The following is a 25,140-nucleotide window of genomic DNA, read 5'->3' as shown; positions in this document are numbered from 1 at the left end:
GTAATAATGAATGTAGATATTGTAACTTTAATTCGTGACACACTATTGGAAACAGGCTGCGATGAATCATTATTAAATAATTTTGACGGCCACTCAACTATATCACTAGATTTTTCCGATCGTGCCAGCATGTTAATTAGTCTGGTTGACGACCAGGTTTGGTTATGGTCGCGTATTGGTGAGGAAAACACTCACGTATTAAGTCAAAAAGCTGATGACCTTTTAAAAACTTTAATGGAAGGCTGCGCTTTCACTCCATCAGGGCAATTACAGTTAGCCACCAATGACGGATATATCGAATTAAAGGGGCTAGTTAGTTCAAGCTACACCGAGACAAGTACTCGATTTGCTGAAGCATTAGATGAGTTCTTTGCACTGCAAGAAAAGTTTGTGGAAATTCTTCAATAATGAGTGAAAAACCATTGATCCGTTATCAGGCTCATCCTTTGCGCCTGAGTGGGCCGATTCTTGAATCGGTCCTGCCTGGGGTAAAGATCGGTGAGATCTGTGAAATACGTCAGCATTGGCAAAGTACCGAGGTGGTTGCTCGTGCCCAAGTGCTGGGCTTTAATCGCGATCTGGCGGTACTTAGCCTGATTGGTAACGCCAATGGTTTATCCAGAAATGCTGTGATTAGCCCAACCGGTAGCGCATTGACGGTCGCTCTGACGCATTCATTATTAGGTTGTGTATTAGATCCCTCAGGGCAAATCGTCGAACGATTCTCCGATTCCACTGCCACATTGGGGCATGAAATTCGCCCCATTGATGCACCGCCACCGTCATATTTGCAGCGCGTGGGTATTCGCCAATCGTTTATTACTGGCGTGCGAGCCATTGACGGCTTGATTACCTGCGGAATCGGTCAACGACTCGGTATTTTTGCTGCGGCAGGCTGTGGAAAAACTACGCTAATGCATATGTTGATCGAGCAGGCAGATGCAGATGTGTTTGTTATCGCACTGATTGGTGAGCGTGGGCGAGAAGTCACTGAGTTTACTGAGATTTTACGAAAATCTGGGCGGCAAGAGCAGTGCGTGTTGATTTATGCCACCTCGGATTTCTCTTCTTTGGATCGTTGCAATGCGGCTTTAGTGGCGACCACGGTTGCTGAATATTTTCGCGATTCAGGCAAAAAAGTGGTGCTGTTCCTAGATTCGGTTACACGATATGCCCGCGCTTTGCGCGATGTGGCATTGGCCGCAGGCGAAGCACCAGCCCGGCGAGGCTATCCGGCTTCGGTATTCGAGGCTTTGCCAAAATTACTCGAGCGTCCCGGCTGTACTCATAGTGGAAGTATCACTGCATTTTATACCATCTTGCTGGAAAGTGATGATGAGCCAGATCCCATTGCGGAAGAGATTCGCTCTATTTTGGACGGGCATTTTTACCTTAGCCGTAAACTGGCGGCCAAAAATCATTATCCGGCAATTGATATCTTACGCAGCGTGAGTCGCGTAACCAGCCAGGTTTGTCAACCGCCGCATTTACGCAGCGCAGCCGAAGTCCGACGGATGTTGGCAAAAATCGAAGAGTTACAGATTTTTGTCGACCTTGGGGAATATAGCCCCGGAGAAAATGCGGAAAACGATCGCGCTATTCAGCGACGTGATGATTTATTCCGTTGGCTGTGTCAGCCCGTTGAAGAACACGCTGTATTCGAAAATACATTGAGTCAGTTGCATGAATTTGCTTCATAAATTCACTGCACTACTACAGCGCAGTGAAAGCAAAGCTCAGCGTCAGGAGCGGATATTAACGCAGCTTGATAGTCGGATACGTCAGACCCAAAGATCTGTTCAGGCTTTAGACGATCAACGTAAAGCGGTAACTGGCCTGTTGCATAGTTTACGCCCGCAGGGGCAGGGATTAAATCGCGCCATGCTGTATGCAGTACAGAGGAAACAGTCTGCGCTTCGTCGCCGAATTGCCAATATTGACCTGGAAAAAGTACAGCAGCTAACGGATCTGAAAAGCTGTGAGGAAGACAGGCAGAAGGCGCAGGTACAGCGTCTGAAACTCATTCATCAGTCTGATAAATACAAGCATTTGCAAATGCTTGAGCGGAAAGTTCACCGCGAGATGGCCGCCCGAATGGAAGAAACAGAAATTGAGGAGATTATTGCATGGAACAAGTAAATAGCGTTTCAGGAGCCAATACGGTGCGAACGGAAAATATCTCCGAAGCTGCGCAACCTATTTCCGATATTGTCAGAAAGAAACAGCAGGAAGAAAAGGGCGAGCATTTTACCGAGATTGCCGATAAAACCGTTCCGCCTATACCCACCCTATTATCGCCGCTATTGGCATTGCAGCTTGGGATTGGTCATATTGCTGGCCCTAAGACCAAAAAGGGTGAAATAAGCGCGCTGAAAGAAACTAAGGTTCAGGCAGCTCATCCGCGTTTAGATTATTTAACTCAGGAAATTCCTGCTAAGCCGAACGCTCAGTTTCAGCAGAAGATCCCTGAGCGTCTAACAACGAAAGATATGACAGATAAATCCCTACTGGCTGTTCTACCGACGGGAAAAGAAATAAAAAATATTGAAGTAATAAGAAATCCACAGTCGTTGCAGAGAAAGAGTCATGTCACCGATGTCATTCCCGTATCTTCTCTTGCCCGTGACTCTGCAGAGAAAACCAGCGCGCTTTCTGCCAATGGATATCGTCAAAATTTCACTGCGCCGAATCATGAAAGATTAAATCCTGTGCAACAGATTGTCGGAAAACCGATATCGACAGATATGACGGCTACTGGAGAGAATGAAGCTCTATTTCCTCAGTTTAAACAAGAGGTAAAAGTGGACTCTCTGTCCACAGAAAAAGGGCGCCCTGAATTGTTATCGCCGGCACCGAATAAATCAACCAATGCAGTCGCGGATATAGCAACTAAGGCTGCCTTGCCAATGGGGAAGACCGAGAAGTTTCCGCAGCCGCAATCAGGAAATAATGAAATAGAAGGGCCGGGAAAACTCACTTACCGTTTTAAACAATGGGGTGAAGGGCACCATGTCAATATTTCAACGCAAACCCAAAATCACTCAGCTCAGGTGGTCTTTCAACCCTCTGACGCCACGGTTCAGCAGCGTTTAGGTACAGGAGAAATGCCACAGCATTGGAGCTTATTGCGTGATGGCGAATCGCAACAGCAGCAGAAACAGCATCAGGAACAACCGACTCAGGATGAGGAGGAAGCTCAGTGATTGGCCAGCATTTTCGTCAAATAAGTCAGAAACAACTTGCTTGGTCACGTGTTGCTGAACATTGGGAAGGGCAAGGTATTCCCGTGAGTTTTACGATCCCTCCTCAAAATGTTTGCCTAGTGGCATTTGCTACTGATACGGGTTGGGAAGGCCTGATTGAATTACGTAACTGGTTTATGCAAATGATGCCAGAACAGGCAGGGTTGGCGACCAGCGCTTTTACCAATGAACAAATTAAAACTTTATTTATAGGCTGCTCGCAGCCGATAGATATGGGGTTACCGGAATTTAGCTATCAATCATTGCAGAATATTGAGACGGTTGAAGATAACAAACTATTTAATACTCCTTTGTACGCCATAGAGACGGATCAGGGTCGAGTATGGTTGACTAAATTTGCACATGAATCTGTCAATATTCCAGAAAAAAATCAACGGACAGATTTATCTCATCTTCCTTTGCCGATATGTTTTGAAATAGGAAATAGCAAGGGGAGTTTGAGGTTACTTAATAGATTAATCTGCGGTGATATTTTACTTATTTCTGATGTCAGGCAGCAAGTAACAATTCATGGCAAACATATTAGATATTACCAGCGTAATGGAGATGAAATAATGCTAGAGGAAGCGATGTTAGATATGCATGTAGAAAACAAATCTCAGGATAACCAGAGTGATGTTAATCATGATGAAGAAATGTCTATGGGTTTGTCCCCTCGCTCTAAAATGCCTGTTCGCTTAACATTTACCTTACAACAAACTCAGGTAACGGTTGAAGAACTGGAATTACTATATAAAGGTCATATTTTTACCTGCGATCCTGACGCGGAAAAGAAAATCATCATTAGCGGTAATGGGCTGGCATTGGCTCGCGGCGAATTAGTTTGGATAGAAGATCGCTTGGGCGTTGAAATAACCGAGATATACCACGAGGCTGGCAATGGAAAATGATGTTTCCCTTGTTGGGCTATTAGCGTTTGCCACCTTACTACCTTTTATTATTGCCTGTGGCACCTGCTATATCAAATTCTCTATTGTTTTTGTTATGGTCAGAAACGCGCTGGGATTGCAGCAAATCCCTTCAAATATGACGCTTAACGGTATCGCGTTGTTATTATCGATGTTTGTCATGATGCCTGTGGTGCAAGAAGGCTACAACAGTTATCGCGAGAATAATGTTGATATTAGCAGCGTAGAGTCGGTGACTTATTTCGTTGAAAATGGCTTCGAAGGTTACCATCGCTATTTAGAAAAATATTCAGATCCAGAGTTAGCGCGTTTCTTCTCTGATGCACAGCTAAAAAGGGATGGTGTTAAAAGTGGCAGTGCAGAAGATACCGAAAGAGTGTCTATTTTATCCCTGTTACCAGCCTACGCTCTAAGTGAAATCAAAAGTGCCTTTAAAATTGGCTTCTATTTATATCTACCTTTTGTGGTGGTTGATTTGCTGATTTCCAGCATTTTGCTGGCTTTGGGAATGATGATGATGAGTCCGGTGACCATTTCTGTGCCGATAAAATTGGTGCTGTTTATTGTGCTGGACGGTTGGTCGCTATTGTCAAAAGGCTTAATCACGCAATATCTGGATCTGGCTCTATAGCTCGGAGGGCTGGAACAATGAATGAACTCGTCTTTGCCGGTAATAAAGCCTTATACCTGATTCTAATGCTTTCCGCTGGGCCAATTGCTGTGGCAACCATCGTCGGATTAATTGTCGGTCTGATCCAAACAGTCACGCAGCTACAAGAACAAACTTTACCCTTTGGTATTAAATTACTTAGCGTCGCGTTATGCCTTTTTTTAGTTTCAGGTTGGTATGGTGATGTATTGTTGGGCTTTGCCCAAGAAGTATTAACAATAGCGTTGAAATAACCTATGCAAATCGGACTGTTTTTTAATATTCACGACTGGCTCTACGCAATGATATTGGCTTCGGCCAGGTTGATGCCTTCTTTTATCCTATTGCCGTTCCTTAATAATAATACTCTGACGGGGATGATCCGCATGCCGGTTGCCATGATTGTTGGGGTGACATTGTGGCCTTATCCTCTCCAGGAATTACCGAATTTTGATACGTTGTTTTATTTTGGACTGGTTGCAAAAGAAGTCATCATTGGACTATTAATGGCCTGTTTTTTTTGCTGGCCATTATGGGTATTACATGCTGTGGGAAGTATGATTGATAACCAGCGGGGGGCGACGCTCAGCAGTAGCATCGATCCATTAAGCGGTGTCGACACATCAGAACTGGCCAATTTATTTAATTTATTTGCTGCCGTGATTATATTAGAAAGCGGTGGGCTATTGCTCATTTCGCAGGTATTTCAAGCAAGTTATCAACTTTGGGACCCACTGTCTTTTACTTTGCCTTCCCTTTATCCGGCGCTAACTTTCCTGAGTATTATGATGGCGAAAGCGTTTGTTCTCTCCAGTCCGGTTTTGGTTGGTTTTCTATTGGCTGAAGCCATGTTAGGTCTGTTATCCCGCTTTGCTCCGCAAATGAACGCATTTTCGCTGGCGTTGACGATTAAAAGCAGCATAGCGTTCTTTATTCTTATTTTGTATTTTACCCCGATTATTCCAGGTGAGCTCATTAATATGCGCTTTCATGCGGATTCATTATTTGGCTGGTTGAAATAACACGGTGAAATGGACGTTTTATGTCATCAAATAAAACAGAACAACCCACGCAGAAAAAGCTGAAGGATGCGGCTAAAAAGGGCCAATCCTTTAAAAGTAAAGATTTAATTATCTCATGTCTTATCTTAATTGGTGCCGAGTACATAATTAATATATCGAGCTTTTCAGAAATGGGGAAAATCGTCACCGAAGCCATCGCAAATGGTTTTTCCAATACTTTTCATGAGTATGCGCGAATGGTGGCATGGACGGGATTGAAGTTATTGCTCCCATTTTTGCTGCTATGCATATTTGCATCCGTATTCCCGACGTTGTTACAAACGGGATTTCTCATCGCTACTAAAGCATTAAAGATTAATTTTGCAGCGCTTAATCCTGCGAGCGGTGTAAAAAAGCTATTTAGTTTACGGTCAGTTAAAGATGTGATTAAATCATGTTTATATTTGGTTAGTTTTATTGTTGCCACAAATATTTTTTGGGAAAAAAATAAAGAACTCCTCTATTCGCAGGTTAATGGGGCACCTCAGCAGATTATATTAGTTTGGGGGGAACTGTTTCACTCGCTGATCATGATATGCCTCTCTTGCCTGCTGATGGTCATTATTCTGGATGCATTAGCTGAGTTCTTCCTGCACATCAAAGATAACAAAATGGACAAGCAAGAGGTTAAACGGGAAGCCAAAGAGCAGGATGGCAATCCGGAAATGAAGTCCAAACGTAAAGAAATACATATGGAAATGTTGTCGGAACAGGTGAAGTCTGACATTGAAAACTCCAAGGTGATCGTGGCTAACCCAACTCACATCGCCGTGGGAATTTATCTAAATCTAGATGTTATTCCAATCCCCTTCATTTCGGTGCTAGAAACCAATCAGCGTGCCATCGCCGTTCGTGCTTATGCGAAAAAGGTCGGCATACCAGTAATCGAAGATGTGAAATTAGCCCGACAAATCTTTAAAACTCATCGACGCTATTCCTTTGTCAGTATGGAGGAGTTAGATGAAGTACTCCGTTTGCTGGCCTGGCTTGAACAGGTTGAAAATGCCTGGAGCAGTGAGGTTCCTAAAGAATAAGCATCGTTTTACAAAGGTATTTTTCGCTCATTCTTTAAGAATTGACTGTGTCTAAAAGGGGATGAGCGTTCCTTAAATGTAGTTTTTATTTACCCATGATTAAATATCGTTATCGGCAGCAGCATTCACGCGGTAACGAACAACCTAGGAGATAACAAGGTATGACCCAGGAAAATACGATTATCAGCGATAATGAAATTGAAAACATGCTGTGGGCTGCTCTCAATCAGGGAGCCATGCTAAAAGACATTCACGGTGTATCTGATGAAATGATGGAGCATATATATGCTCATGCCTATCAGTTTTATCACAAGGGGCATTTAGACGAGGCTGAGAATTTCTTCAGTTTTCTCTGTATGTATGACTTAAACAATACCGATTACTTTATTGGATTAGGCGCAGTGAATCAGCTGAAGAAAAACTATCAGAAGGCATGCGATCTCTATTCTCTTGCTTATGTGATGGGGAAAGATAATTTCAACCCGGTATTCTTCAGCGGTCAATGTCAATTATTAATGGGTAATTTTGTTAAGGCCATGCAGTGTTTTGATTTGGTGTGTAAGCGCAGTAACGATGAAAATTTAATTAAAAAAGCGAAAGTTTATTTAGAAACTATTCGACAAAACAGGAAAGAAACGAACGAAGAGGCTGATTAAGCCGAAGATCGTTACGTAATTGGAGAAATTATGGCTACGACGAGTGTTAATAATACCCCTATCCAGCTTGCTGGCTATTTGTTAAATGACGCCAGCAATGAAAATATGGCGGCATTAAAGCAAAAGACTCAAATGCTGCCGCAGCAGGGTGGTTCTATTCTGGCGGCGGCTAATCAAAAATTGCAGGCAGCGCAAGAATCTGCACGCAATATCATTTCCGCTGGCATTGACCCAACGCTAACGGGTGATGTTGAAGTTGAGCTGAATAATGCGCTTTTACAGGAAGCCCCAGCCCTGAGAAAAGCGAGCAGTAATCTGACTAAAGACGGATCTCTGTTGTTGTTATTAACTCAAATGCTGAATTTAAGCAGTGAAATGGCATTGAGTAAACTCTCGTCTAACCTTTCCATATTAATGTCTACCTTGGACGCGCGTAAGAAAGAGGGAGAAAGGGTAAATGCAGAGATTGATAAAGCCATGGGTGAGACCGAGCAGGCTTTATCTGAGTTTGAAGATGCTGTGAACCAATTAGGTTCGGCTAATAAAAATCTAACACAGAAAAAAGAGCAGCTCGATCAGGCTAAATCAGATCTGGATAAGCTAAAGAAAGAGGGCGTAGAAAAAGACGATCCTCGTTATATTTCCGCAGAAAAGAAAGTCGCTGGTGCGCAGTCCGAACTCAATACGGCAGAGGCGGCAACCAGCAAAGCTCAGGCCGTGGCGGACCAAAAGCAACAAGCGGCAATGAGTCTGCAAACGAAACTTGAAGGGTTAATAAAGGCGGCGGACGTTAAATTCAGCGCCGCCTTACCTGGCAACGCAGCTATCGCTGGGCAAATAGATCAGCAGAAAGAAAAACAGCTCAGCAGTATGGCCACCATGACCATGCTGATGGGTAAATTTATTGAAATCGTAGGTGAGAACTCGATCAATAAATTAAAGAATGATTTAGCCATGACGCAAAAACTCCAGGAAGCGCGTCAAAAGGACATGACCAAAAAAGCCGCTGATTACGATGAACAACTGCGTAAGGCGGAAGAAACACGCAAGATGACCGGCTGCATTGCCGATATTCTGGGCGGACTAGCCATTGCCATTGGTGCTATTACATCGGTATTTGGCGGTGCCGGAGTAGCATTAATGGCAATAGGTATAGCTTTAATGGTTGCCGACCCTATTATGGAGGCGGCGACGGGACAATCTTTGACTGGCATGATTTTAAATCCATTTATGGAACATATCTTTATGCCACTAATGTCATTAATTTCTAAAGTAGTGGAAGAGGTATTTGATAAAACGCCGATTGGTTTATTGCTTAAAGCAATAGATAAAGCCACCGGGGCAAATATGATGGATACCATTCATAGCGTAGTGTCTGCCGCAGTGACCGTGGCGGTTATTATTGCCGTAGCCTATTTTGCTAAGTCAGCGGCTAAGTTTGTCATCGAAAAAATGGGCAAGGCGGTGACAAATATGATTATGGAAACAATTAAGAAAACCATCGAGCAAGCGCTGAAAAAACTGGTGCCGAAAGTAGTTAAAAGTGCCGGGAAGCAAGTGAATCAGGTTATCAGACAAGCGAGCAAAAGCCTGTCCAAGTCACTGTCAAAAGATCCGGTGGCTTTGCAAAAGCAATTGAATAATATGGAGATGTTGCGTAGCGCAACCACCATTGGCTCTAGCGTAACTCAAGCCACCGGTAATATAGTGGCAGGGAATTTACAGGCTGATGCTATGGAGGCGTTGGCGGCATTTAAACTCGGTAGCGCAGACATGGATATACTGAAAAAATTCTCTGAGCAGATTCTTGAGTATTTTAAACAAGAGCAAACGCTAATGCAGGAGTTGATGAAGAATATGTCCTCGGTACTCCTTAAACAACAAGACACAGGACGTACTATTCTTCGCAACATGCACGTTTAATATCACTCCATAACCTAATAGGTAAATAATATGTCATCATCCATTGGCAGTAATAGTCACAACCTTATTCTGAATTATCCGAATCTAGATAATACAAAAAAAGAAATAAATGGCGATAAAGAGTTAATTAAAAAGAATGCAAATAATACGAATCAGCCGACTGATTCGAATAAATCAACGGCTCAAAACAAAAACGTAAAAACAGAGGGGAAAATTAATCCTCAGGCGGCGGCGCTGCGAGAACCTCAAGGTGAGATGCAGCCAACGGCGAGTAAGTTGATGATGGTGGATTTGGCTGAGAAAAGAACCACCGCTGCGGTGAGTCCAGCGGACGACACGCCAAAACCGGCGATTGCCGCGCCGACGGTTGAGACCCAGCCAACGCTATTGCAAGAGCAACTGAAGCATATTACCGGCGTCAGCAATTTCGCTGCTGAACAAACCAAGGCTATCGATGCAGCACAGCCTAAACAGGGCTTTGCCATCACCAATCTTAATAATTCATTTGGTGCCAGACTATCTAATGTCGTGATGCTTGCAGTGAAAGTATTGACTGAAATGCGAGTGGCGGAAAATAAGCTGGGCGGCCATCAGTTAGAGCTTTCGGCTAAAGCGGCGAAAGCCTCTGCCGACCATACTATCCAAAGTGGTAAAGAAGCCCGAAATCAGGCGATTACTCAAGGTGTTGTTGGGTTGGCTACCACCGTAGGTGGGCAAGCTCGGGCGATGAAAGGCACCAAAATGTCGAATAAATCGCTTGATGTGTCCAAGCAACAGGCTAATTTCCAGAACCAAGCGAACAAAAGTACCAGTGCTCTGAACAAAGTGGCTCCAGGGCAAAAACCTGGCTCTGCCGCACTACAAAATGATAAATCAATTATCGAAGGTGGTGCGATCCACGATAAACAACACAGTGCAACGCTGAAGGGGATCGAAAGCAGTCGCCAAATGGCTAATGCGCAAAAAGTCATTGGACAAGGTAACGCAGCTAGCCAGATGGGCAATCCTATGGGGGCGGTAGCGGCATCCCAGTTCCAGGTGAATGAGGCTGAGGAGAAAGCTGGCGCGGCGATTCAGGAAAATGAGAAATCCGTCAAGCTGGAAACGCATGCTGAATCAGTCAAACGTAGCGATCGTGATAAGCAGTTGCTGAATATGCTGATGAATATGCTGTTCCAAACGGTAACGGCAAAAAATGAAACGATTAGCAGCATGATCAATAACAAAGCCTAGTTGTTATGCCCCCAGAGTTTTGGGGGCAATTTTTCATATTTCTGAGCGAAAAGTGAGTCAGTTATGGATGGAATTACTAATAATCACAACACGGTGCGTTTTTCCGAGCATTTAACGGTTAATTCTAATGAAACGAGGCAGGCTCCCGCCGCTGCAGTTGATGAAGAGGCAAAATCTGCTCGCATGACCACCCGGCAACAGGTTTTGACGAAAACAAAAACTAAGTTAGATGCATTACTTAATTCAGATAAAACTCATCAGGCTGCCAAAACGCTGTCAGGAACATTACGTGATATTGAGCAGCGTCAGCCTGAGCGAGCTGCGCGATTAAACGCATTTTCAACTGAGGGGAAAAGTCAGCAGGATTGCGATAAACAGCTGGAGATATTACTGGCACCCGATAAAAGTGACGCTCTTGCTCGCACGCAGCTTGATGCATTACGTGCTACGGCTTCAGATAAAAGCAGCCTTGCTCGCCGCACGTTGTTAATTGACAGCATCAGTAAGCAATTGCAAACCATTGCACAATTGGCGCAGGAAAATCCTGAGGACTATGACTTAACCGACGCGGCTGAATTACAGGCTGCTGCGCCTCGTTCTGCTCGTTCTGCTCGTTCGACAGATCCGACGGAGAAGAAGGACCCGATCTCCAGTTGGGATATTTACCAGGACTTAGCCGACGCCATTGGCGAAATGGATGACAGTTACTTATCCGTCCATGAGTACGCAGTGAAACAATATTCTGATTTTTTCAGTGATTTCTCCAATCTGAAATCTAAATTACAGGAATTTATTAACTCTGGAAAAGATGGGAATATCATTCTTAATTCAGGTGAGATCAGAAAGGAATTAGATAAATTACTGGCAAAATATTCTGTAAACCCTGTCACTAAAGCCGCAGTTTTATTTCCTAAACAAAGTGAGACCGGTGGGGTTAAAGGGGCATCTCAAGAAGATGCGAAGGCATGGGCCAGCGAATTGGGCATTGATCCAAATACCTGCGTTAAACAACTGCCTGACGGTACTTGGGTTTGTACCATAGACACCAGCCCGTTAACAAAAATGAAAAGCGATCTGCCGCATAACGCTGTTGAAGATATGAACTCCGCCAAATTCCAAGCTTGGATGGCGGGTTTTGACGCGCAGGCAGAAAAACTACAAACGGCCATGCAAAGCCACTTACAGAAGTACAGTACCGCCAGCTCAACGTTCGATAATTTAATTAAAGTTCTCAGTAGCACTATCTCCAGTTTGCTCGAGACAGACAAAAGCTTTTTCAGTAATTAGCGATAAGGAAAGAGTATGCCATCTTCTATAAAACTGGCTGTCACTCCTCAAATTGATATCAGCCGTATCACGCGCAATGCTAATATAGATAGCCAGTCTGTGGCTGCGAAGATTAATCACATACACAATGTGCCTGTTAAACCCTCATTAGCATCAGCATGCAATAATCCCAGTAGCATGTGTTCTAATGTGCGTAGTGTTTGTGCCCAGATACATACCCAAACACAGTCGCAGTTGCCCGGTTCAAATTCTCCTGAGCCTCAGCCTCGTGCTGCGACCTTAAATGCTCCCGCTGATATTCCAAATGGCGACATTTTTTACGTTCAGCATTTGGAACAGGCCAAAGAAGCCTTTCTTTCAGAGCTACCGGCAGACAAAATGGCTGAGGTCAAAGGAATATTGGACAGAGCCGTTGATGCAAAGGGGAAAGATAATGTCCTGAGATTTATGCAGTTATTTAGCGAAACCAAAAAATATTGCCGCGAAAACCAGCTTACAGGGGAAAATAAAGACAAGGCGTTTTCTGCTATCGCTAATTCTTTAGTCAAATTGCTGACACAGGATAAATTGCGCAATAATTCTGCGTTAGGCGATAATAGTACAAAGAAAGATCATAAAAAATTTGCAGAATTGCAGCATCAGCTAATTAGTATGGGATCAGCGGAACCGAAAAAACTCGGTGAACAATTATTGGTTAATCAGGTATGGCCGCTGGTGTCTGCTTATTTTAGCGATAACGCCGATCCTCAGGAGATATTTCGTGAATCACTGTCATTGCTCGATAAGCAAAGGGATCAAAATATAGCGGACAGTGCCAAGTCACGGTTTGAGAATCTGACCCAGGATTTCAAGCTGATCGCTGTGGTATTAGATCTTCTGCAATCGAGAATTAACGCGCCGCAGGGGGACACCCTCGACAGCCCAAATCCACCCGCGGCACCTAATAGAGAAACGCCTGCCGCTCCGGCAGCACCGGCCACGCCAACGCCGACAGCAACCACGCCTGGAGTCACCTACAATACTTATAACTATAACTATTACTATGGTGATGGCTCCTCATCGCCAACTCAACCGGCCAATCCAGCGACTATTACGGTAAATCCGACTATCAGCCCTGTATTTAATCCGGTATTTAGCCCATCTATTAATGGTCATCCGGCAGGCGACAGACCATCATCGGCTCATGCGACGGAGACTAAAAGCGTTAATGTTGCGGATAGGACTCTGGAAAACGATGGACAAAGAGACATTGGGCAAAGAGAGCCAATAGGCAAATCGGTAATTGGTGTAAGTAATGAAAGCAAACCACCGCTATTCACTACTTTTATCGATGGTAATACACCAGAAACGGATTCAACGAATTCAACGGATTCAACGGATTCAACAGATTCAACAGATTCAACAGATTCAACAGATTCAACAGATTCAACGGATTCAACGGATTCAACGGATTCAACAGATTCAACGGATTCAACAGATTCAACGGATTCAACAGATTCAACGGATTCAACAGATTCTCGTAATCCCATTAGCCCTGAACCTTTGATAAATAATAAATCGATTCTGACCAGCGACACGCCAGCGCTGGACGATGATATACCTGTGACTGAAACTGATAACCACGACGGATTGGTGGCGCAGAAAAAAACGTCTCATCAATCGGCGATATCTCTGACAAGTCGTTCAGTAACAGATAGCATTTCACAGCTTGATTCAGATGTGGTGCTGCGTAGCAAGAATTCCCATAATGAAACTGGAATCACTGCTCGTTCCGCAACCATTACAGCGAATCCGATTAAGGCTGATATTAATGTGCCAGAGACGAACGCACAGGTAAATAATCGGATAGTGCCGCCACTGGTTAATGATTCCACTAAACGGTGGGATTCAGTTACCCCATATTTGCCAAAGCAAAATCATGTCAATTCTCCTAACACGCGCACGATAGGGGATGCATTTATCGGGGGAATGGAGTCGCCAAGCCGAATTGATCAATTAAACCGGAGAAGTAGCGAATCGGCTCGTAATAGCGGCCAGTTTTTGCCTAAGGTGACTGCGGAGCAGACCTCGTCACAAGAACGAGAGAGCCATAATGTCAATCGTACCCGCGTGATAACGCCTCCAAATCGGCCATTGAATAATCCTAAGGCGCAGACTCAGGTTGAAGTAGCGCTAAATATCACTGAAGCAGATTCTATTTCGACGCCAAATACTGCACGCACTAATTTAAATGCAGTATCAGAAGAGCAACCAGAATCATTTATCGCCAAACGCCAACGTTTTGAAGATGAGAGTAAAGGGCGTGATGCGTCAAGATTAAAACCGAAAAATCCTGCACCTGCAGCGGCGACTAATTCTGAACGCATAGTGATGAGCCCCGGTTCTTCCTCGGCATTATCTGGATATCAGCCTCCTCGCAGCGAACACAAATAAATTTAACTTAGCTAATTTCACCTTTCCTTATTATAAATAAGGGAGGGTGAAAATAAGGAACAGATTAGATATGAAAGCGATTATCGATGAAGTTTTGGTATCCTGCCTGTTTTGTGAGCAGATTGATATTTCACCAGAGAAGCACATTGTTAACGATCTTTATGCTGATTCCGTTGCTTTGCTTGATATTACGATGGCTCTGGAGGAACGATTCGGATTTGATTTCAGTAAACAGGATATCGAGCAGTTTGAGACCGTTGGCGACCTTTACAAAATTGTCATGAGAAATGCGGTGATTCTTTAGTTGTATCGGCATTTTCAATAAAAATCATTATTTTCTTATCATAAGGATAAAACAATGACTCACAAATCACTTTGAGTTAATGCATTAGTCATCATAGTTTTGTAAATATATGTATATATTTATCACTGGCAAAGAGTAAGGTATTGCACAGAATCTTTCTTTATCAAAAGGCCATAGGTTACGACCCCAAAAAAATCAATTCAATCTAAATCATAATAATTATAATGATCGTTTTTTTAAAGTAATCACTTAGTGATCTGGTTAATTATATAAGCATGTAGATATCTTGTGAGTTTATATTTGCAGGCCGATCAGTCTATTTTTCAGCATGGCTACGACTCGTTAGATACTTTACATAATAAGAATGATTTACATTACCTTTTGGAAAGTTAATATTCCCTTTTGATTTTTTAAAGGGTGAACATAGGAAAGAGTAAACTATGAGGGCCGCAAAGTGATTCAGCATGAATTTGGTAATTACTCATTAAGCTATGATGGCGACCTTATGCATCTTAACGAACGTATTCTTATTCCACCGAAAGAATTGGCGCTCTTAAGATTGTTTCTTGATTCACGAGAGCAACTGCTCTCTAAAGATATGATTATTGAAAAAATCTGGCATGGTGTGCAGATCTCTGATGAGTCTTTAACCCGCTGCGTTTATGGTTTAAGGCGATTGTTAGGTGGGAATAAAGATTACATTGTTACCGTATATGGGCGAGGTTATCGCTTTGTTCCTCCTGCTAAGGAAAAAGAAGCTTCAACGCTGTTTTTCTCCCGCAGTAATAGCTTTTTTCAACGGCCGGATCGATTTATCTATCCATTACTAAATTAATGTTAACTTAATGGTTAACTATATGGTTTTATAATGATTTTTATTGAGATTTACTTCGTGTTTTGAGAGGGCGTATTTATATTGCTCTCTCGCTTTTTCATTTGAACTCCTCTACTACTCAACCTGTTCCATCAGGACTATAAATCCGCATCAATCTCTCATCATTTTTTAATCAAGATCTCCTTCAAAAAAATGTTTCTAATAGCGTCAGTAATTTGAATATTTCAATAAATTAATAACGCGCGCCTGGGGCTAGAACTCTCAATTATGGTTAATGAAACTGAACATAGCGGCACATCACCACGCATTGTTGTGCGTCTACTTAACAGTGTCTTGCGAGGGTGCGAGTTTGTTTTAGACTCGGGTACAACTTTATTTATCGTGTCTGAGCGGGAAAATATTCACGCTCAAAGTTCAGGAACGGTGCTTCCTGAAAATATGATATTTGTTCCAATGGAGCAAGGCGGCGTTAGCTTTGAAGCCGTGGTGAAAAATAATGAAAATGAAAAATCCTCTCTAACACTACGGGAGTTAAAACCTGACGGAAACATCGAGAATACAGTTAATCTTAATGAAGTGATTCATATCGGTACTTTAGATCTTGCCGCGCGTTTTGAACATGATACGTGGAGCCAGGATATCCTTAACCATTCTGTCGCGGGAATCAAAAATACGCCTAAGCCGATGGAGAAGAAAAAAGGTTGGTTTTGGATTGGGGTGATACTTCTGTTGCTCACACTGTGCATAACGGTTTGGGGTTATACCTATTTTAATAGCCAGCAGCGCAAGATTTTAGAAATTTCGTCTCTGCTTGGCTATAAAAAAGATCAGTATCAGTATCTTCAGGGAAGAGACAAGATAACTTATATTCTGGCCAATGATGAAAAATCCATGTATTGGGCACAACAAGCTTTGGTAAGAAATCTACCTTCATCTTCAGTTAAAGTGGTTAATATTCCGGCAGAGGAGTTGCGTATTAGCCTTTGGCTGAATGAACATTGGCCATCGTTAAAATTTCACCGCATTTATCTCAGCAATCCCACCGAGCCGGTTGTGCTGTTGAGTTATGAAAGAGGGCGTCTGGACAATACACAGAAAAACAGATTGTCTGAATTGCTGAAAAAAGAAATACCTTATGCTGATTCAATTGTTTTTAATCAAATGAAAGATTCGTTAGTGGCGAAAGAGGCTGAGCAAGGTTTGAGTAAAATGTCGATTGTTTTTAGTGAGAATAAGAACGTCGATAGCGTCACTTTTGTTATCCGGGGGGAAATGGATGACAGCGAATTACAAAGAATAAAGACCTTTGTCCAAAGTTATTATCAGCTTTGGGGCGGCCAGTATGTGCAATTTTCCATAGAGTTAAATAATGACTGGCTCAAGGGCAAATCCTTTAAGTATGGTGATCAGGGGTATGTAAAGGTTTCTCCTTCTCACTGGTATTTTCCAAAACCTTTATCTTTAAATGAGAAATAAATATGGCTGATTCTACAATTAATGCGACGCCTCCGTGGGAAGGCTTTCTTTCCCAAAAATCTGCCTCTTTTGATACTGGCGTAACCAGTTTGAATGAGGAACTCGAGAAAGCATTGAACTCGTTGAAAGGCAATCCATCTGACCCGATGCTGTTAGCGCAATACCAATCACGACTTTCCGAATATACGTTGTACCGAAATGCGCAGTCCAACGTGGTTAAAGTCTATAAAGACGTTGGCTCGGCGATTATTACCAACTTCCGCTAGTTATTGCGTATGAGTTATTACACAAAGGGTATGACTGCCCTTTGTCATTATTTAATTGAGATGACTATGTCTGAATCTATTACTGGAGTTATGTCCGTCACGGCGTTTTCTCATGATGCGGTGATGGCATCTGATGATGTTATGTCGCTAGATAGCCTGGTTATGCAGGCTCTAGCTAAAGGCGCGGTGACTTCTGATGCTGAGAAAAACCATGTATTGAATAAAATACAGGACCAGCAAACAACGTCAGATCCGGCACAGCTATTCGAGTTGCAGCAAAGAACCGCTGAATATAATTTGAAAATGTCCTTATTCGCCACACTAACCCGAAAAGCTATCGGGGCAGTTGAAACCGTTGTGCGTGCATAACAATGCTTAAATTTAAAATATTTGTTCCTCTGCTATTATTGTTATTGGTCGGCTGTAAAGAACAGGAACTGCTTAAGAAGCTCGACCAAACGCAGGCCAATGAAATTATTGCGTTATTACTGCGTAATAATATTGATGCCAGTAAGAAGGAAATTACCAAAGAAGGCTATGTGGTATCGGTCAATAAGATCGATTTTGCCGCGGCAGTTGATCTGATGAATACCTATGATTTACCAACCAGACCTCGAATAGAAATTGCCGAAATGTTCCCCAGCGATTCTTTGATTTCTTCTCCACGAGCGGAAAAGGCACGACTTTATTCGGGAATTGAGCAACGCCTCGAGCAGTCGTTACAAACCTTGCAGGGGGTTGTTTCGGCTCGGGTTCATGTCAGCTACGATTTAAGTTCGAGTGAAGGCCAAAAGAAAACTATTCCGGTTCACCTTTCGGCGCTGGTGAAATACGACGCTGAAAATATTGATGCCACAGTGATGATCAGCGATGTTAAACGCTTCCTGAAGAATAGCTTTGATGACGTTGCTTATAACGATATTTCGGTGGTTCTTTCTAAAATACCGCAAATGCAACATCAGGCTCCTTTCACGGTGAAAAAAGGTTTAGGCGGGACGCTGTGGTTTATGATTGCCGCGGTCATTCTCTTTATTTTTTCCAGTATCGCTATGTATCTGTATCGGAAAAAACGCACTGAAATTCGTCCAGCGGCGGAAAGTGAATGAGCTTGAAGAAGGGAATGGGCGTTAGCCAGCTTGACCGGATATTATTTGATCCTTTGTCCTGGATACATCCTGAGCGCGTTCGGATTCCCGACCAATTTAACCACGGTCTATGTCGCAGTGTGATGAATCAATTCTTGCTTGACGCGCTGAATATTTCGACACAATACGACCACAGGGTATCTAATGGGCTAACGCGCCTTTTTATTGATAACTGGTTCATTCTTCCCAAGGTGGCTTTTTTAATGAGCTGCCAGCGTTATCGTGCCTGTCTGGCATATGGTGGAAAGCTGGAAATGCTTTCTGCTATGGCACGTCAGTTCGCCCAATTAGAATTAATGGAAACCAGTCGCTGCCCGTCAGATATCTCACAGGATATTCAGTGGCTACGGGCTGAGGCAATGAATGAATTATTGTGCTTCAGCCAGGATTTACCTGACGCAATCAGGCAGCGTATTCCATTACTTTTTCCTGTCGGTGGAGGAATCAGCCTTGAGCGGCAGATAAATCCGACTGCCGATGTATTGTTATTAAGGTTAGCTATTCAGCATGCAAAACGATATAGAGACTAGCCATCCGTTAAATGCGCTAGAAGGTATCTTGTTAACTAAGTCGGCTATTTTACGACGCAAGATGGCTAAAAATATTCTGGTAGAGGCTCAAATTCGCGCCAGAAAAATAATTAAACAGGCGCAAGCTGAAGCTGAAGTTTTACATCATCAGGCTTATACCCAAGGTTATGAAAAAGGGATAGTGAGCGCGGCAGAAGCCGTAGTCGGTTATATAGAAGATTATCAGTCTCTTAGCCACCAATTATACCAAGAGTTACAGCTCGAGGTTAAAAACATACTATCGGGAATATTGCATCAGGACGAAGTTTTTCTTGCCCTGCTGGATAATTGGTTACATGAATTACGCGTTGAAGATACGCCACAATCTCTGCATTTGTTACTGCCTGCCACGATGAATCAAGGCTCGAAGGAATTGACCGGATTGCTGGAGCGAATTTGGAAGGGACCGGTGGTGATTGATTACCATGCCGAACGGCGTTTTGTCATGAAATATAAAGATCAGCTCGCGGAGTTTATTCCAGATGAATTTATTGATAGCGAAATGCCAAAACTGTTAGGGGCAAAATCACTACGGGAATCATGTGGAAAACTTTCTGAGAGTGGCTTGCAGCGGTTGAGAACTGTACTGACCCGACAGTTGGATAACTCACCACAGGATTTGCCGGTAAACGATGCGTAATTAACTAAGGATGAATGTGATGGTCGGAGACATTAATAAGGTTAGCGGTGTGATCGTGGCTGGGGATGCGGGTGATAACGCAAAGGTAGAATCGCTGGATGTCATAATGAATCAAAAAGCAGAGAAGCCCATGACGCCTAAAGAGTTTGCTTTCAAAATGCTTTATAACGAGTGGATGCAGGAAACATTATTATCAGACGGACTTCGCCCTGAAGATAAGGTTGAATGGTGAAGTGGATGATATTTAAAAGAAAAAAAGCACCGCTATCTTTGCTCTCTTTGGGGCTAGCCATTGTTCTGAGTGGCTGTAGTTACCATAAGCAAATCCCCCCTTTGTTTAAATCACAGGAATCTTTAACGCGAGCTGAGATAATAAAGCAGTTGCAGTGCAATGATGCTAAAGATAATACGGCTGGCTCGTTGTTACCGGTGGCGCTTTACCAGCAAATGAATCAATGTGCAGAACAGGGAAATTATCGTTCAGCTACGCTGTTATTTTCATTAGCGGGAACCTATACCTGGTACGACGCCAGTCGAATAGATACGGATTCGGCGCGCAATAAACATGTGCAATTACTGGGAGAGTCTTTCGGGCGGCTAGCGCCAGAGCGAAGAGAATACCTGTGGCGCAATATTCAATCGGTGCTAGGAGATCGCCAACAGCTGGATACCGTTTGCCGAATGGTTCGCCTGATTGGCCCGCCGGCATACCAACCGAATTATATGGCAGGAGGTGAAGGTAAGATGATGCCTGATTTCTCTGCGCTGCCACGTTGGGATGGAGCATTGCAGAATTATCTACATTGTCCGATGGATTAAATGGTCGCATTGATATTGGCCAGCCGGTTTTTGTTTCCATTTTCAATCTATTCATGGCGGTGGCGTTTGTAAACTCGGGGCGGGCAGTGTAATTTCCCATCGTTCACAAACGCCGATTCCAGCTCATGATTCAGGACATCACGCGGATAAATGCAAATAATAGCGCCAGTAGGATAACGATTACCCCCGTGGCTAAAGCGAGCCGTTCAGAAAATAGACGACGCATTAGGTATATCCTCAGGCAAAGTGATAACGTTCGGAGTGGTATTTAGATAGCGGCACGTTCAATTCATCCAACGCTTTTTCTATGGCATCCATCATGATATCTGGGCCGCAGATAAAGTATTCATGGTCCGCATAGTCGGGCGGCAAATGACGTTTTAGTGCTTCACCCGTAATAAAACCGCGTTCGCCCTGCCAATCCGGCGGCGGCTGGGTGAGTACATGTACCACCTTCAGATCCAGTTTTAATTGCAACGACTCTAACTCTTCGCGAAAAGTAATAGATTCCCAGCTTTTACTGCCATAAAGCAGAATGATGGGGCGTTTATCCCCGCGATCGGCCAGCGTGCGAATCATGCTCATCATGGGGGTAATGCCGACGCCACCCGCAATCAAGATATGCATATCGGCCGGATTACCCAAAGTAAAAGCACCGTAAGGTCCATCAAGGTAAAGACGTTGTCCGGGGGTGACCTCAGGTATTTTTTGAGTAAAGTCCCCAAGATTGCGAATTGACATCTCAACTCGCCCATCCTGAGCCTCGGCGCTGGACGAAAATGAGAATGGATGACCGGTAATCTTAAACGGGCTGCCCCAAAGCGTTAACCAGCCAAACTGACCAGGAGTAAAACGAAAGCCCTTATGCCCATCTGGATGCATCACCAACGTCACGGTATCGCCGCGCTCCTGGCGTACTTCGCTCACTCTATAAGGTTTTCGTAGCATAAATAGCGGCTTAATCAGGCGAATATATAGCAGCAAGGCAAACCAGAAAGCGATCAGCGCCACCCATAGCCCCCGTTTCCACGGATCTTGCAAATAGAAACTCCAGCCAATCATATGCAGAATACCGGCGGTCACCGCCAGTAAGGCGAGAATAATATGGGTCAGATGCCAAATTTCGTAGCGAATTTTTAACTGCACACGCCATAAAGCCATCACGACTAATGCAATTAATGAATAAGTTGAAATAGCGGCGAAGCGGGCGCGCCAAGGCGCTTCGATAAAATTCAGCAGCGCCAGCAGTTCGGGGCGAATAACAAACAGAATTATCGGGTGTGCAATAACCAGCGCAACGGCAATCAGAGAAATACGGCGGTGGAAGTGATAAATCACGTCCTCCCCCCAAGGTTCTGTTACATAGCGAAAGCGAGCAGTTAGGCCGAATTGAAGCCCCATCATCGCCAAACCTGCATAGCCCAGAGCCACAGAAAACTCGGTCCAGAAATCTCGCGCAGGCGGCAGTGTGCCAAGCAACATGGCAAATAGCGGAGCCAGAATAAAGAACAGATAGACTAAAATCCAAAGCGTGCTGCGTACGGCATAAGGCATCTATTGGTCCTTTTTCTGGAACACGATATGACTAAGTATAATCGGACAATATAAGTCTCCATTTTTTATTAATCTTGAAGCGTTCCGATGCATAACTCATTGTTAACAATGAATTGTGCCCTCCTAGCTAAAGGGGCGGAGAAATTCGGGCGAAATATCACCCTGGTTGGCATCAACGTAGCCAATTAAATCGGCTTAACCAATAGTGAATACCAACCGGAACGTTATCTATTCGGTTGGTTATAGCGGTTCTTGTTGCGTTGTGCAGTGAATACCGCCGCCGCCTGCTGCGATCCCGTCAATGTTAATCATTACGATATCTCTATTTGGATACAGTTGTTTAAGCTGTGCTTTGGCCGCTGAATCAGTGATTTTGTCGCCAAACTCCGGTGCGATAACCGCATTATTACAGACATAGAAATTGATATAACCGGCGGCAAAATCGTGGCTGGCATATTTCCCTCGTATGTCAGAAGGACCGTTTAATACCACGACGTTGAGCTTACGGCCTTTGGCATCCCGCGCATCGCGTAGAATAGCTAAATGTTGTTTAGTGACTTCGTGATCGAAAGACTGCGGATCAGGATCGTAGCCAGCCACGAGCGTCCCCGGCGTGGTGAAACGGGCATAGAAATCGGTATGACCGTCGGTAATATCTTTACCTTTGATACCGGGTAACCAGATGATTTTTTCTAAACCTAACAGGCGTTTAAGTTCGATTTCACAATCTGCTTTGCTCCTGCCTGGGTTACGATTTTCGTTCAGTACACAGCTTTCTGTGATAATGGCGGTACCTTCGCCGTCAACCTCAATTCCGCCGCCTTCAAGAACCCAGTTCGTGGTAATCCGTTCGACGCCAGCCTGTTCAGTGACAAAACTGGCTACGTGCGCATCCTGTTGATGTTGTTGCTTATTTCCCCAACCGTTAAAGTTAAAATCAATACCGGCTTTTTTACCTTGAGCGTTATGAACAAACACCGGGCCGGTGTCGCGTATCCACAGGTCATCTAATGGGCAAATCAGCAGTTCTACCGCCGATCCTATTAATTGATAGGCGATATCGTAATCATTCTCTCTGACGAGCAGGGTGACCGGCTCGTAGTCGGCGATAGCTAACGCAATGGTGGCAAGGTTACGCTGCACTTCCGGTAATAAACGACTGCCCCAAATGGCTTTGCTGGCACCAAATGCCATCCAAGTGCGGCGATGGGGTGTGCCTTCATCGGGCATAATCCAGCGCTGCTTATCATCTTGATCAATCATAGAGTACCCCTTATTCGGCTGTGATAATAAGCCGCCCGCCATCAGCGTTGTGGCCTGAATAAATCGTCTACGCGTTATCATGTTTTTGTCCGTCGGTTTTATGTTTACTGTAGATAAGTCTGATTGGTGCGGCAGCATATCTCGTGCTGGCGCCGATCATTTCCCGCATGGCGGGTGAGTAGCGTTATTATCTGTGTTCTGTTTATTGATAAAAATTGATGTTTATTGCATTAATACCCCAATAAAATTCATGTGTGAGTGAAAAATGAACCGCATTCCCTCTCTCAAACTATTAATGGGATTCGAAGCCGCAGCGAGATTAGGCAGTTTTGCTCGCGCTGCCGATGAGCTTTGTCTGTCGCAATCCGCCATTAGTCATCAGATTTCGCAGATCGAAGCTCAGGCCGGGCAGCCGCTGTTTCGACGGGTTGGTCGCGGTGTAGAATTAACCGTAGCGGGAGAAGTGTTACAGCGAACGGTACTGCGCTCGCTGGACACTTTGCGCAGCGGAATGAGCCGGATTGCGACTTATCTCGATCCTGGGCTGGTGGCTGTGGTTTGTCCCTCACCGATATTACAGGGTTGGTTACAGCCGCGTTTAGATGCGCTGCAACAGCAGATTCCCGATCTTTGTCCCCTATTATCCTCCGATGAAACTGCACGTTTTATTGATGAAATTGATGTGGATATTGCCATTGGGAGTCGACCGCTCGATCAGGAAGGATTACTACAGCTTCCTTTTTTGCAGGATGAGTGGGTGATGGTGGCGAGCGCTACCATAGCGGAAAAGCTGATTCTTCACCCTGCGAATCACCACTGTGACATCACCAGCCTGATTTGTCTGGAGAACCATCTCACCGGGGAGAAAACCGGTGCGCTGCTGGCGACCTTGTTGCAGCGCTTCCGGTTGTCGGCCATTTATGATGATCAATCTGGCGTGTTGGATGCGGTGCGGCGGGGAAGGGGAATAGCGTTGCTGTCCCGTTTGGCGGCAGATAGCGGATTACAGGATGGAACGCTGGCAGTGGTCGCCGGTTATACGCCGTTGTCGGGGCAAACGTTCTGGCTTTCCCGCGTGGTGGGAGAGGCGCGATCGTCTCAAGTCATGGCGGTATTTGCCTGGCTACAGCAGCAAAGTAATATATCTTAGTCATTCCCAAAACGTATTTGGTTGACTAGAGATAATCCTCCCCTTTAATTTGCTGAATGGGATTTTAAAATCAATCAGTAGCGATTAAGTGTGAGTTAGGATTAAATGTAGCAAATAAGTTAAATAACTCCATGATTGCAGATATTAATTTTATTTAGTACATTACTGCGCGTATTTAGTCTGTATCTGGTTTTGAGCAAGCCTAATTGGAAAATTAATACAATCTAGAGAAATAGGGATATATGAAAACTTCTCATAAGTTACTTATCAGCTTCATTTGTGTCGCTGCGCTTTCCGGCTGCGCGCGTACCGCACCTGTATTAACACCGTATACCAATATCACGACCCATAATTCTACCGAACAGATCAAAACGATCATACTGGATGCAGGCCAGAATCGTGACTGGATCATGACCCCGATAGCGCCAGGTGTGATTGATGGCCGCTTAATGAATCGCGATCACAGCGTAAACATCCGTATCAACTACACCCCGACCAACTACACCATTAAATATGTCAGCAGCACAAACTTAAAAGCTGCTAATGGAAAAATCCATCGTAATTATAATCGTTGGGTTAATAACCTCGATAAAGATATTCAAAAACGTTTAATGGCTAATGCTAATAAATAATACGGAAATTTGAGTTAAGTCGGAGCTGGATTAACCGTAG

At 44.1% G+C, this 25,140-nt stretch carries 28 protein-coding genes; 26 read left to right on the top strand and 2 right to left on the bottom strand.

Going from position 1 to position 25,140, the window contains the following annotated elements; translation table 11 throughout:
• Positions 1-6 precede the first annotated feature (6 nt).
• From AD970_RS00235 to AD970_RS00120, 24 genes are all read left to right on the top strand, one after another.
• Entirely contained in the window at positions 7-408 is a 402-nt protein-coding gene (locus AD970_RS00235; RefSeq protein ID WP_049596347.1) for an InvB/SpaK family type III secretion system chaperone, read from the top strand.
• The gene (sctN, locus tag AD970_RS00230; protein WP_049596346.1) at positions 408-1,700 is read left to right on the top strand and encodes a type III secretion system ATPase SctN; all 1,293 of its coding nucleotides are present in this window, start codon (positions 408-410) and stop codon (positions 1,698-1,700) included. The genes AD970_RS00235 and sctN overlap by 1 nt, the downstream gene beginning before the upstream one ends.
• A complete protein-coding gene (locus AD970_RS00225) occupies positions 1,684-2,139 on the top strand; it encodes a hypothetical protein (protein WP_049596345.1) in 456 nt (151 codons plus the stop codon). Before sctN ends, AD970_RS00225 begins: the two co-directional genes overlap by 17 nt.
• Positions 2,127-3,203: a SpaN/EivJ family type III secretion system needle length determinant gene (locus AD970_RS00220; RefSeq protein ID WP_049596344.1), complete on the top strand. Its 1,077-nt coding sequence runs from the start codon at positions 2,127-2,129 to the stop codon at positions 3,201-3,203. The genes AD970_RS00225 and AD970_RS00220 overlap by 13 nt, the downstream gene beginning before the upstream one ends.
• Positions 3,200-4,153, top strand: a complete 954-nt coding sequence (sctQ, locus tag AD970_RS00215) for a type III secretion system cytoplasmic ring protein SctQ (protein ID WP_049596343.1) — start codon at positions 3,200-3,202, stop codon at positions 4,151-4,153. Before AD970_RS00220 ends, sctQ begins: the two co-directional genes overlap by 4 nt.
• Positions 4,143-4,802 (top strand): EscR/YscR/HrcR family type III secretion system export apparatus protein, encoded by a 660-nt coding sequence (locus AD970_RS00210; RefSeq protein ID WP_049596342.1) that lies wholly within the window; start codon positions 4,143-4,145, stop codon positions 4,800-4,802. The genes sctQ and AD970_RS00210 overlap by 11 nt, the downstream gene beginning before the upstream one ends.
• Positions 4,803-4,819: 17 nt before the next feature.
• The gene (locus AD970_RS00205; RefSeq protein ID WP_049596341.1) at positions 4,820-5,074 is read left to right on the top strand and encodes an EscS/YscS/HrcS family type III secretion system export apparatus protein; all 255 of its coding nucleotides are present in this window, start codon (positions 4,820-4,822) and stop codon (positions 5,072-5,074) included.
• A 3-nt stretch (positions 5,075-5,077) separates the two neighbouring features.
• Positions 5,078-5,842, top strand: a complete 765-nt coding sequence (gene sctT / locus AD970_RS00200; RefSeq protein ID WP_049596340.1) for a type III secretion system export apparatus subunit SctT — start codon at positions 5,078-5,080, stop codon at positions 5,840-5,842.
• A 20-nt stretch (positions 5,843-5,862) separates the two neighbouring features.
• Positions 5,863-6,915 (top strand): EscU/YscU/HrcU family type III secretion system export apparatus switch protein, encoded by a 1,053-nt coding sequence (locus tag AD970_RS00195; protein ID WP_049596339.1) that lies wholly within the window; start codon positions 5,863-5,865, stop codon positions 6,913-6,915.
• Positions 6,916-7,076: 161 nt separating this feature from the next.
• Positions 7,077-7,571, top strand: coding sequence for a type III secretion system translocator chaperone SicA (gene sicA, locus AD970_RS00190; RefSeq protein ID WP_049596338.1), 495 nt, complete (start codon positions 7,077-7,079; stop codon positions 7,569-7,571).
• A gap of 30 nt (positions 7,572-7,601) precedes the next feature.
• Complete coding sequence (gene sctE / locus AD970_RS00185; protein ID WP_049596337.1) at positions 7,602-9,494, top strand: type III secretion system translocon subunit SctE; 1,893 nt, start codon at positions 7,602-7,604, stop codon at positions 9,492-9,494.
• A gap of 30 nt (positions 9,495-9,524) precedes the next feature.
• Positions 9,525-10,727, top strand: coding sequence for a hypothetical protein (locus AD970_RS00180; protein ID WP_049596336.1), 1,203 nt, complete (start codon positions 9,525-9,527; stop codon positions 10,725-10,727).
• A 63-nt stretch (positions 10,728-10,790) separates the two neighbouring features.
• Complete coding sequence (gene sctA, locus AD970_RS00175; RefSeq protein WP_049596335.1) at positions 10,791-12,014, top strand: type III secretion system needle tip protein SctA; 1,224 nt, start codon at positions 10,791-10,793, stop codon at positions 12,012-12,014.
• A 15-nt stretch (positions 12,015-12,029) separates the two neighbouring features.
• The gene (locus AD970_RS19450) at positions 12,030-14,447 is read left to right on the top strand and encodes a hypothetical protein (protein ID WP_049596334.1); all 2,418 of its coding nucleotides are present in this window, start codon (positions 12,030-12,032) and stop codon (positions 14,445-14,447) included.
• 70 nt (positions 14,448-14,517) lie between these two features.
• Positions 14,518-14,751: a phosphopantetheine-binding protein gene (locus AD970_RS00165; protein WP_049596333.1), complete on the top strand. Its 234-nt coding sequence runs from the start codon at positions 14,518-14,520 to the stop codon at positions 14,749-14,751.
• A 454-nt stretch (positions 14,752-15,205) separates the two neighbouring features.
• The gene (locus AD970_RS00160) at positions 15,206-15,586 is read left to right on the top strand and encodes a winged helix-turn-helix domain-containing protein (RefSeq protein WP_053215250.1); all 381 of its coding nucleotides are present in this window, start codon (positions 15,206-15,208) and stop codon (positions 15,584-15,586) included.
• 267 nt (positions 15,587-15,853) lie between these two features.
• A complete protein-coding gene (locus AD970_RS00155; protein WP_072080560.1) occupies positions 15,854-17,062 on the top strand; it encodes a PrgH/EprH family type III secretion apparatus protein in 1,209 nt (402 codons plus the stop codon).
• 2 nt (positions 17,063-17,064) lie between these two features.
• A complete protein-coding gene (locus tag AD970_RS00150) occupies positions 17,065-17,328 on the top strand; it encodes a type III secretion system needle complex protein (RefSeq protein WP_049596331.1) in 264 nt (87 codons plus the stop codon).
• A 66-nt stretch (positions 17,329-17,394) separates the two neighbouring features.
• Positions 17,395-17,697, top strand: coding sequence for a type III secretion system inner rod subunit SctI (sctI, locus tag AD970_RS00145; RefSeq protein ID WP_049596330.1), 303 nt, complete (start codon positions 17,395-17,397; stop codon positions 17,695-17,697).
• Positions 17,698-17,699: 2 nt separating this feature from the next.
• Positions 17,700-18,434 carry an EscJ/YscJ/HrcJ family type III secretion inner membrane ring protein gene (locus AD970_RS00140; RefSeq protein ID WP_049596329.1) on the top strand — a complete coding sequence of 245 codons (735 nt, stop codon included), beginning with the start codon at positions 17,700-17,702 and terminating at the stop codon, positions 18,432-18,434.
• Positions 18,431-19,003: a type III secretion apparatus protein OrgA/MxiK gene (locus tag AD970_RS00135; protein WP_049596328.1), complete on the top strand. Its 573-nt coding sequence runs from the start codon at positions 18,431-18,433 to the stop codon at positions 19,001-19,003. The genes AD970_RS00140 and AD970_RS00135 overlap by 4 nt, the downstream gene beginning before the upstream one ends.
• Positions 18,981-19,682 (top strand): hypothetical protein, encoded by a 702-nt coding sequence (locus AD970_RS00130; RefSeq protein WP_049596327.1) that lies wholly within the window; start codon positions 18,981-18,983, stop codon positions 19,680-19,682. The genes AD970_RS00135 and AD970_RS00130 overlap by 23 nt, the downstream gene beginning before the upstream one ends.
• A 16-nt stretch (positions 19,683-19,698) precedes the next feature.
• Positions 19,699-19,914, top strand: a complete 216-nt coding sequence (locus AD970_RS00125; protein WP_157045402.1) for a hypothetical protein — start codon at positions 19,699-19,701, stop codon at positions 19,912-19,914.
• Between the two features lie 5 nt (positions 19,915-19,919).
• Positions 19,920-20,501 carry a hypothetical protein gene (locus AD970_RS00120; protein ID WP_049596325.1) on the top strand — a complete coding sequence of 194 codons (582 nt, stop codon included), beginning with the start codon at positions 19,920-19,922 and terminating at the stop codon, positions 20,499-20,501.
• A 237-nt stretch (positions 20,502-20,738) separates the two neighbouring features.
• Here the strand turns inward: AD970_RS00120 and AD970_RS00115 are convergent, their stop codons facing one another.
• Together AD970_RS00115 and AD970_RS00110 are read right to left on the bottom strand one after the other, a co-directional pair.
• On the bottom strand, positions 20,739-22,055 hold the full coding sequence (locus tag AD970_RS00115; protein WP_049596324.1) for a ferredoxin reductase family protein: 1,317 nt from the start codon (positions 22,053-22,055) through the stop codon (positions 20,739-20,741).
• 240 nt (positions 22,056-22,295) lie between these two features.
• Complete coding sequence (locus AD970_RS00110; protein WP_049596323.1) at positions 22,296-23,399, bottom strand: agmatine deiminase family protein; 1,104 nt, start codon at positions 23,397-23,399, stop codon at positions 22,296-22,298.
• Positions 23,400-23,583: 184 nt separating this feature from the next.
• On the opposite strand from AD970_RS00110, the gene AD970_RS00105 reads away from it, so the two are divergent.
• Positions 23,584-24,468 carry a LysR family transcriptional regulator gene (locus AD970_RS00105; RefSeq protein ID WP_049596322.1) on the top strand — a complete coding sequence of 295 codons (885 nt, stop codon included), beginning with the start codon at positions 23,584-23,586 and terminating at the stop codon, positions 24,466-24,468.
• A 242-nt stretch (positions 24,469-24,710) separates the two neighbouring features.
• Positions 24,711-25,100 (top strand): hypothetical protein, encoded by a 390-nt coding sequence (locus AD970_RS00100; protein WP_049596321.1) that lies wholly within the window; start codon positions 24,711-24,713, stop codon positions 25,098-25,100.
• The last annotated feature ends 40 nt before the right edge of the window (positions 25,101-25,140 follow it).

Origin of the sequence: Yersinia nurmii, from assembly GCF_001112925.1 — a bacterium.
GTDB lineage: Bacteria > Pseudomonadota > Gammaproteobacteria > Enterobacterales > Enterobacteriaceae > Yersinia > Yersinia nurmii.
Note: the sequence above shows the minus strand (reverse complement) of the source record. Positions and strands in the feature narration are given on the sequence as shown.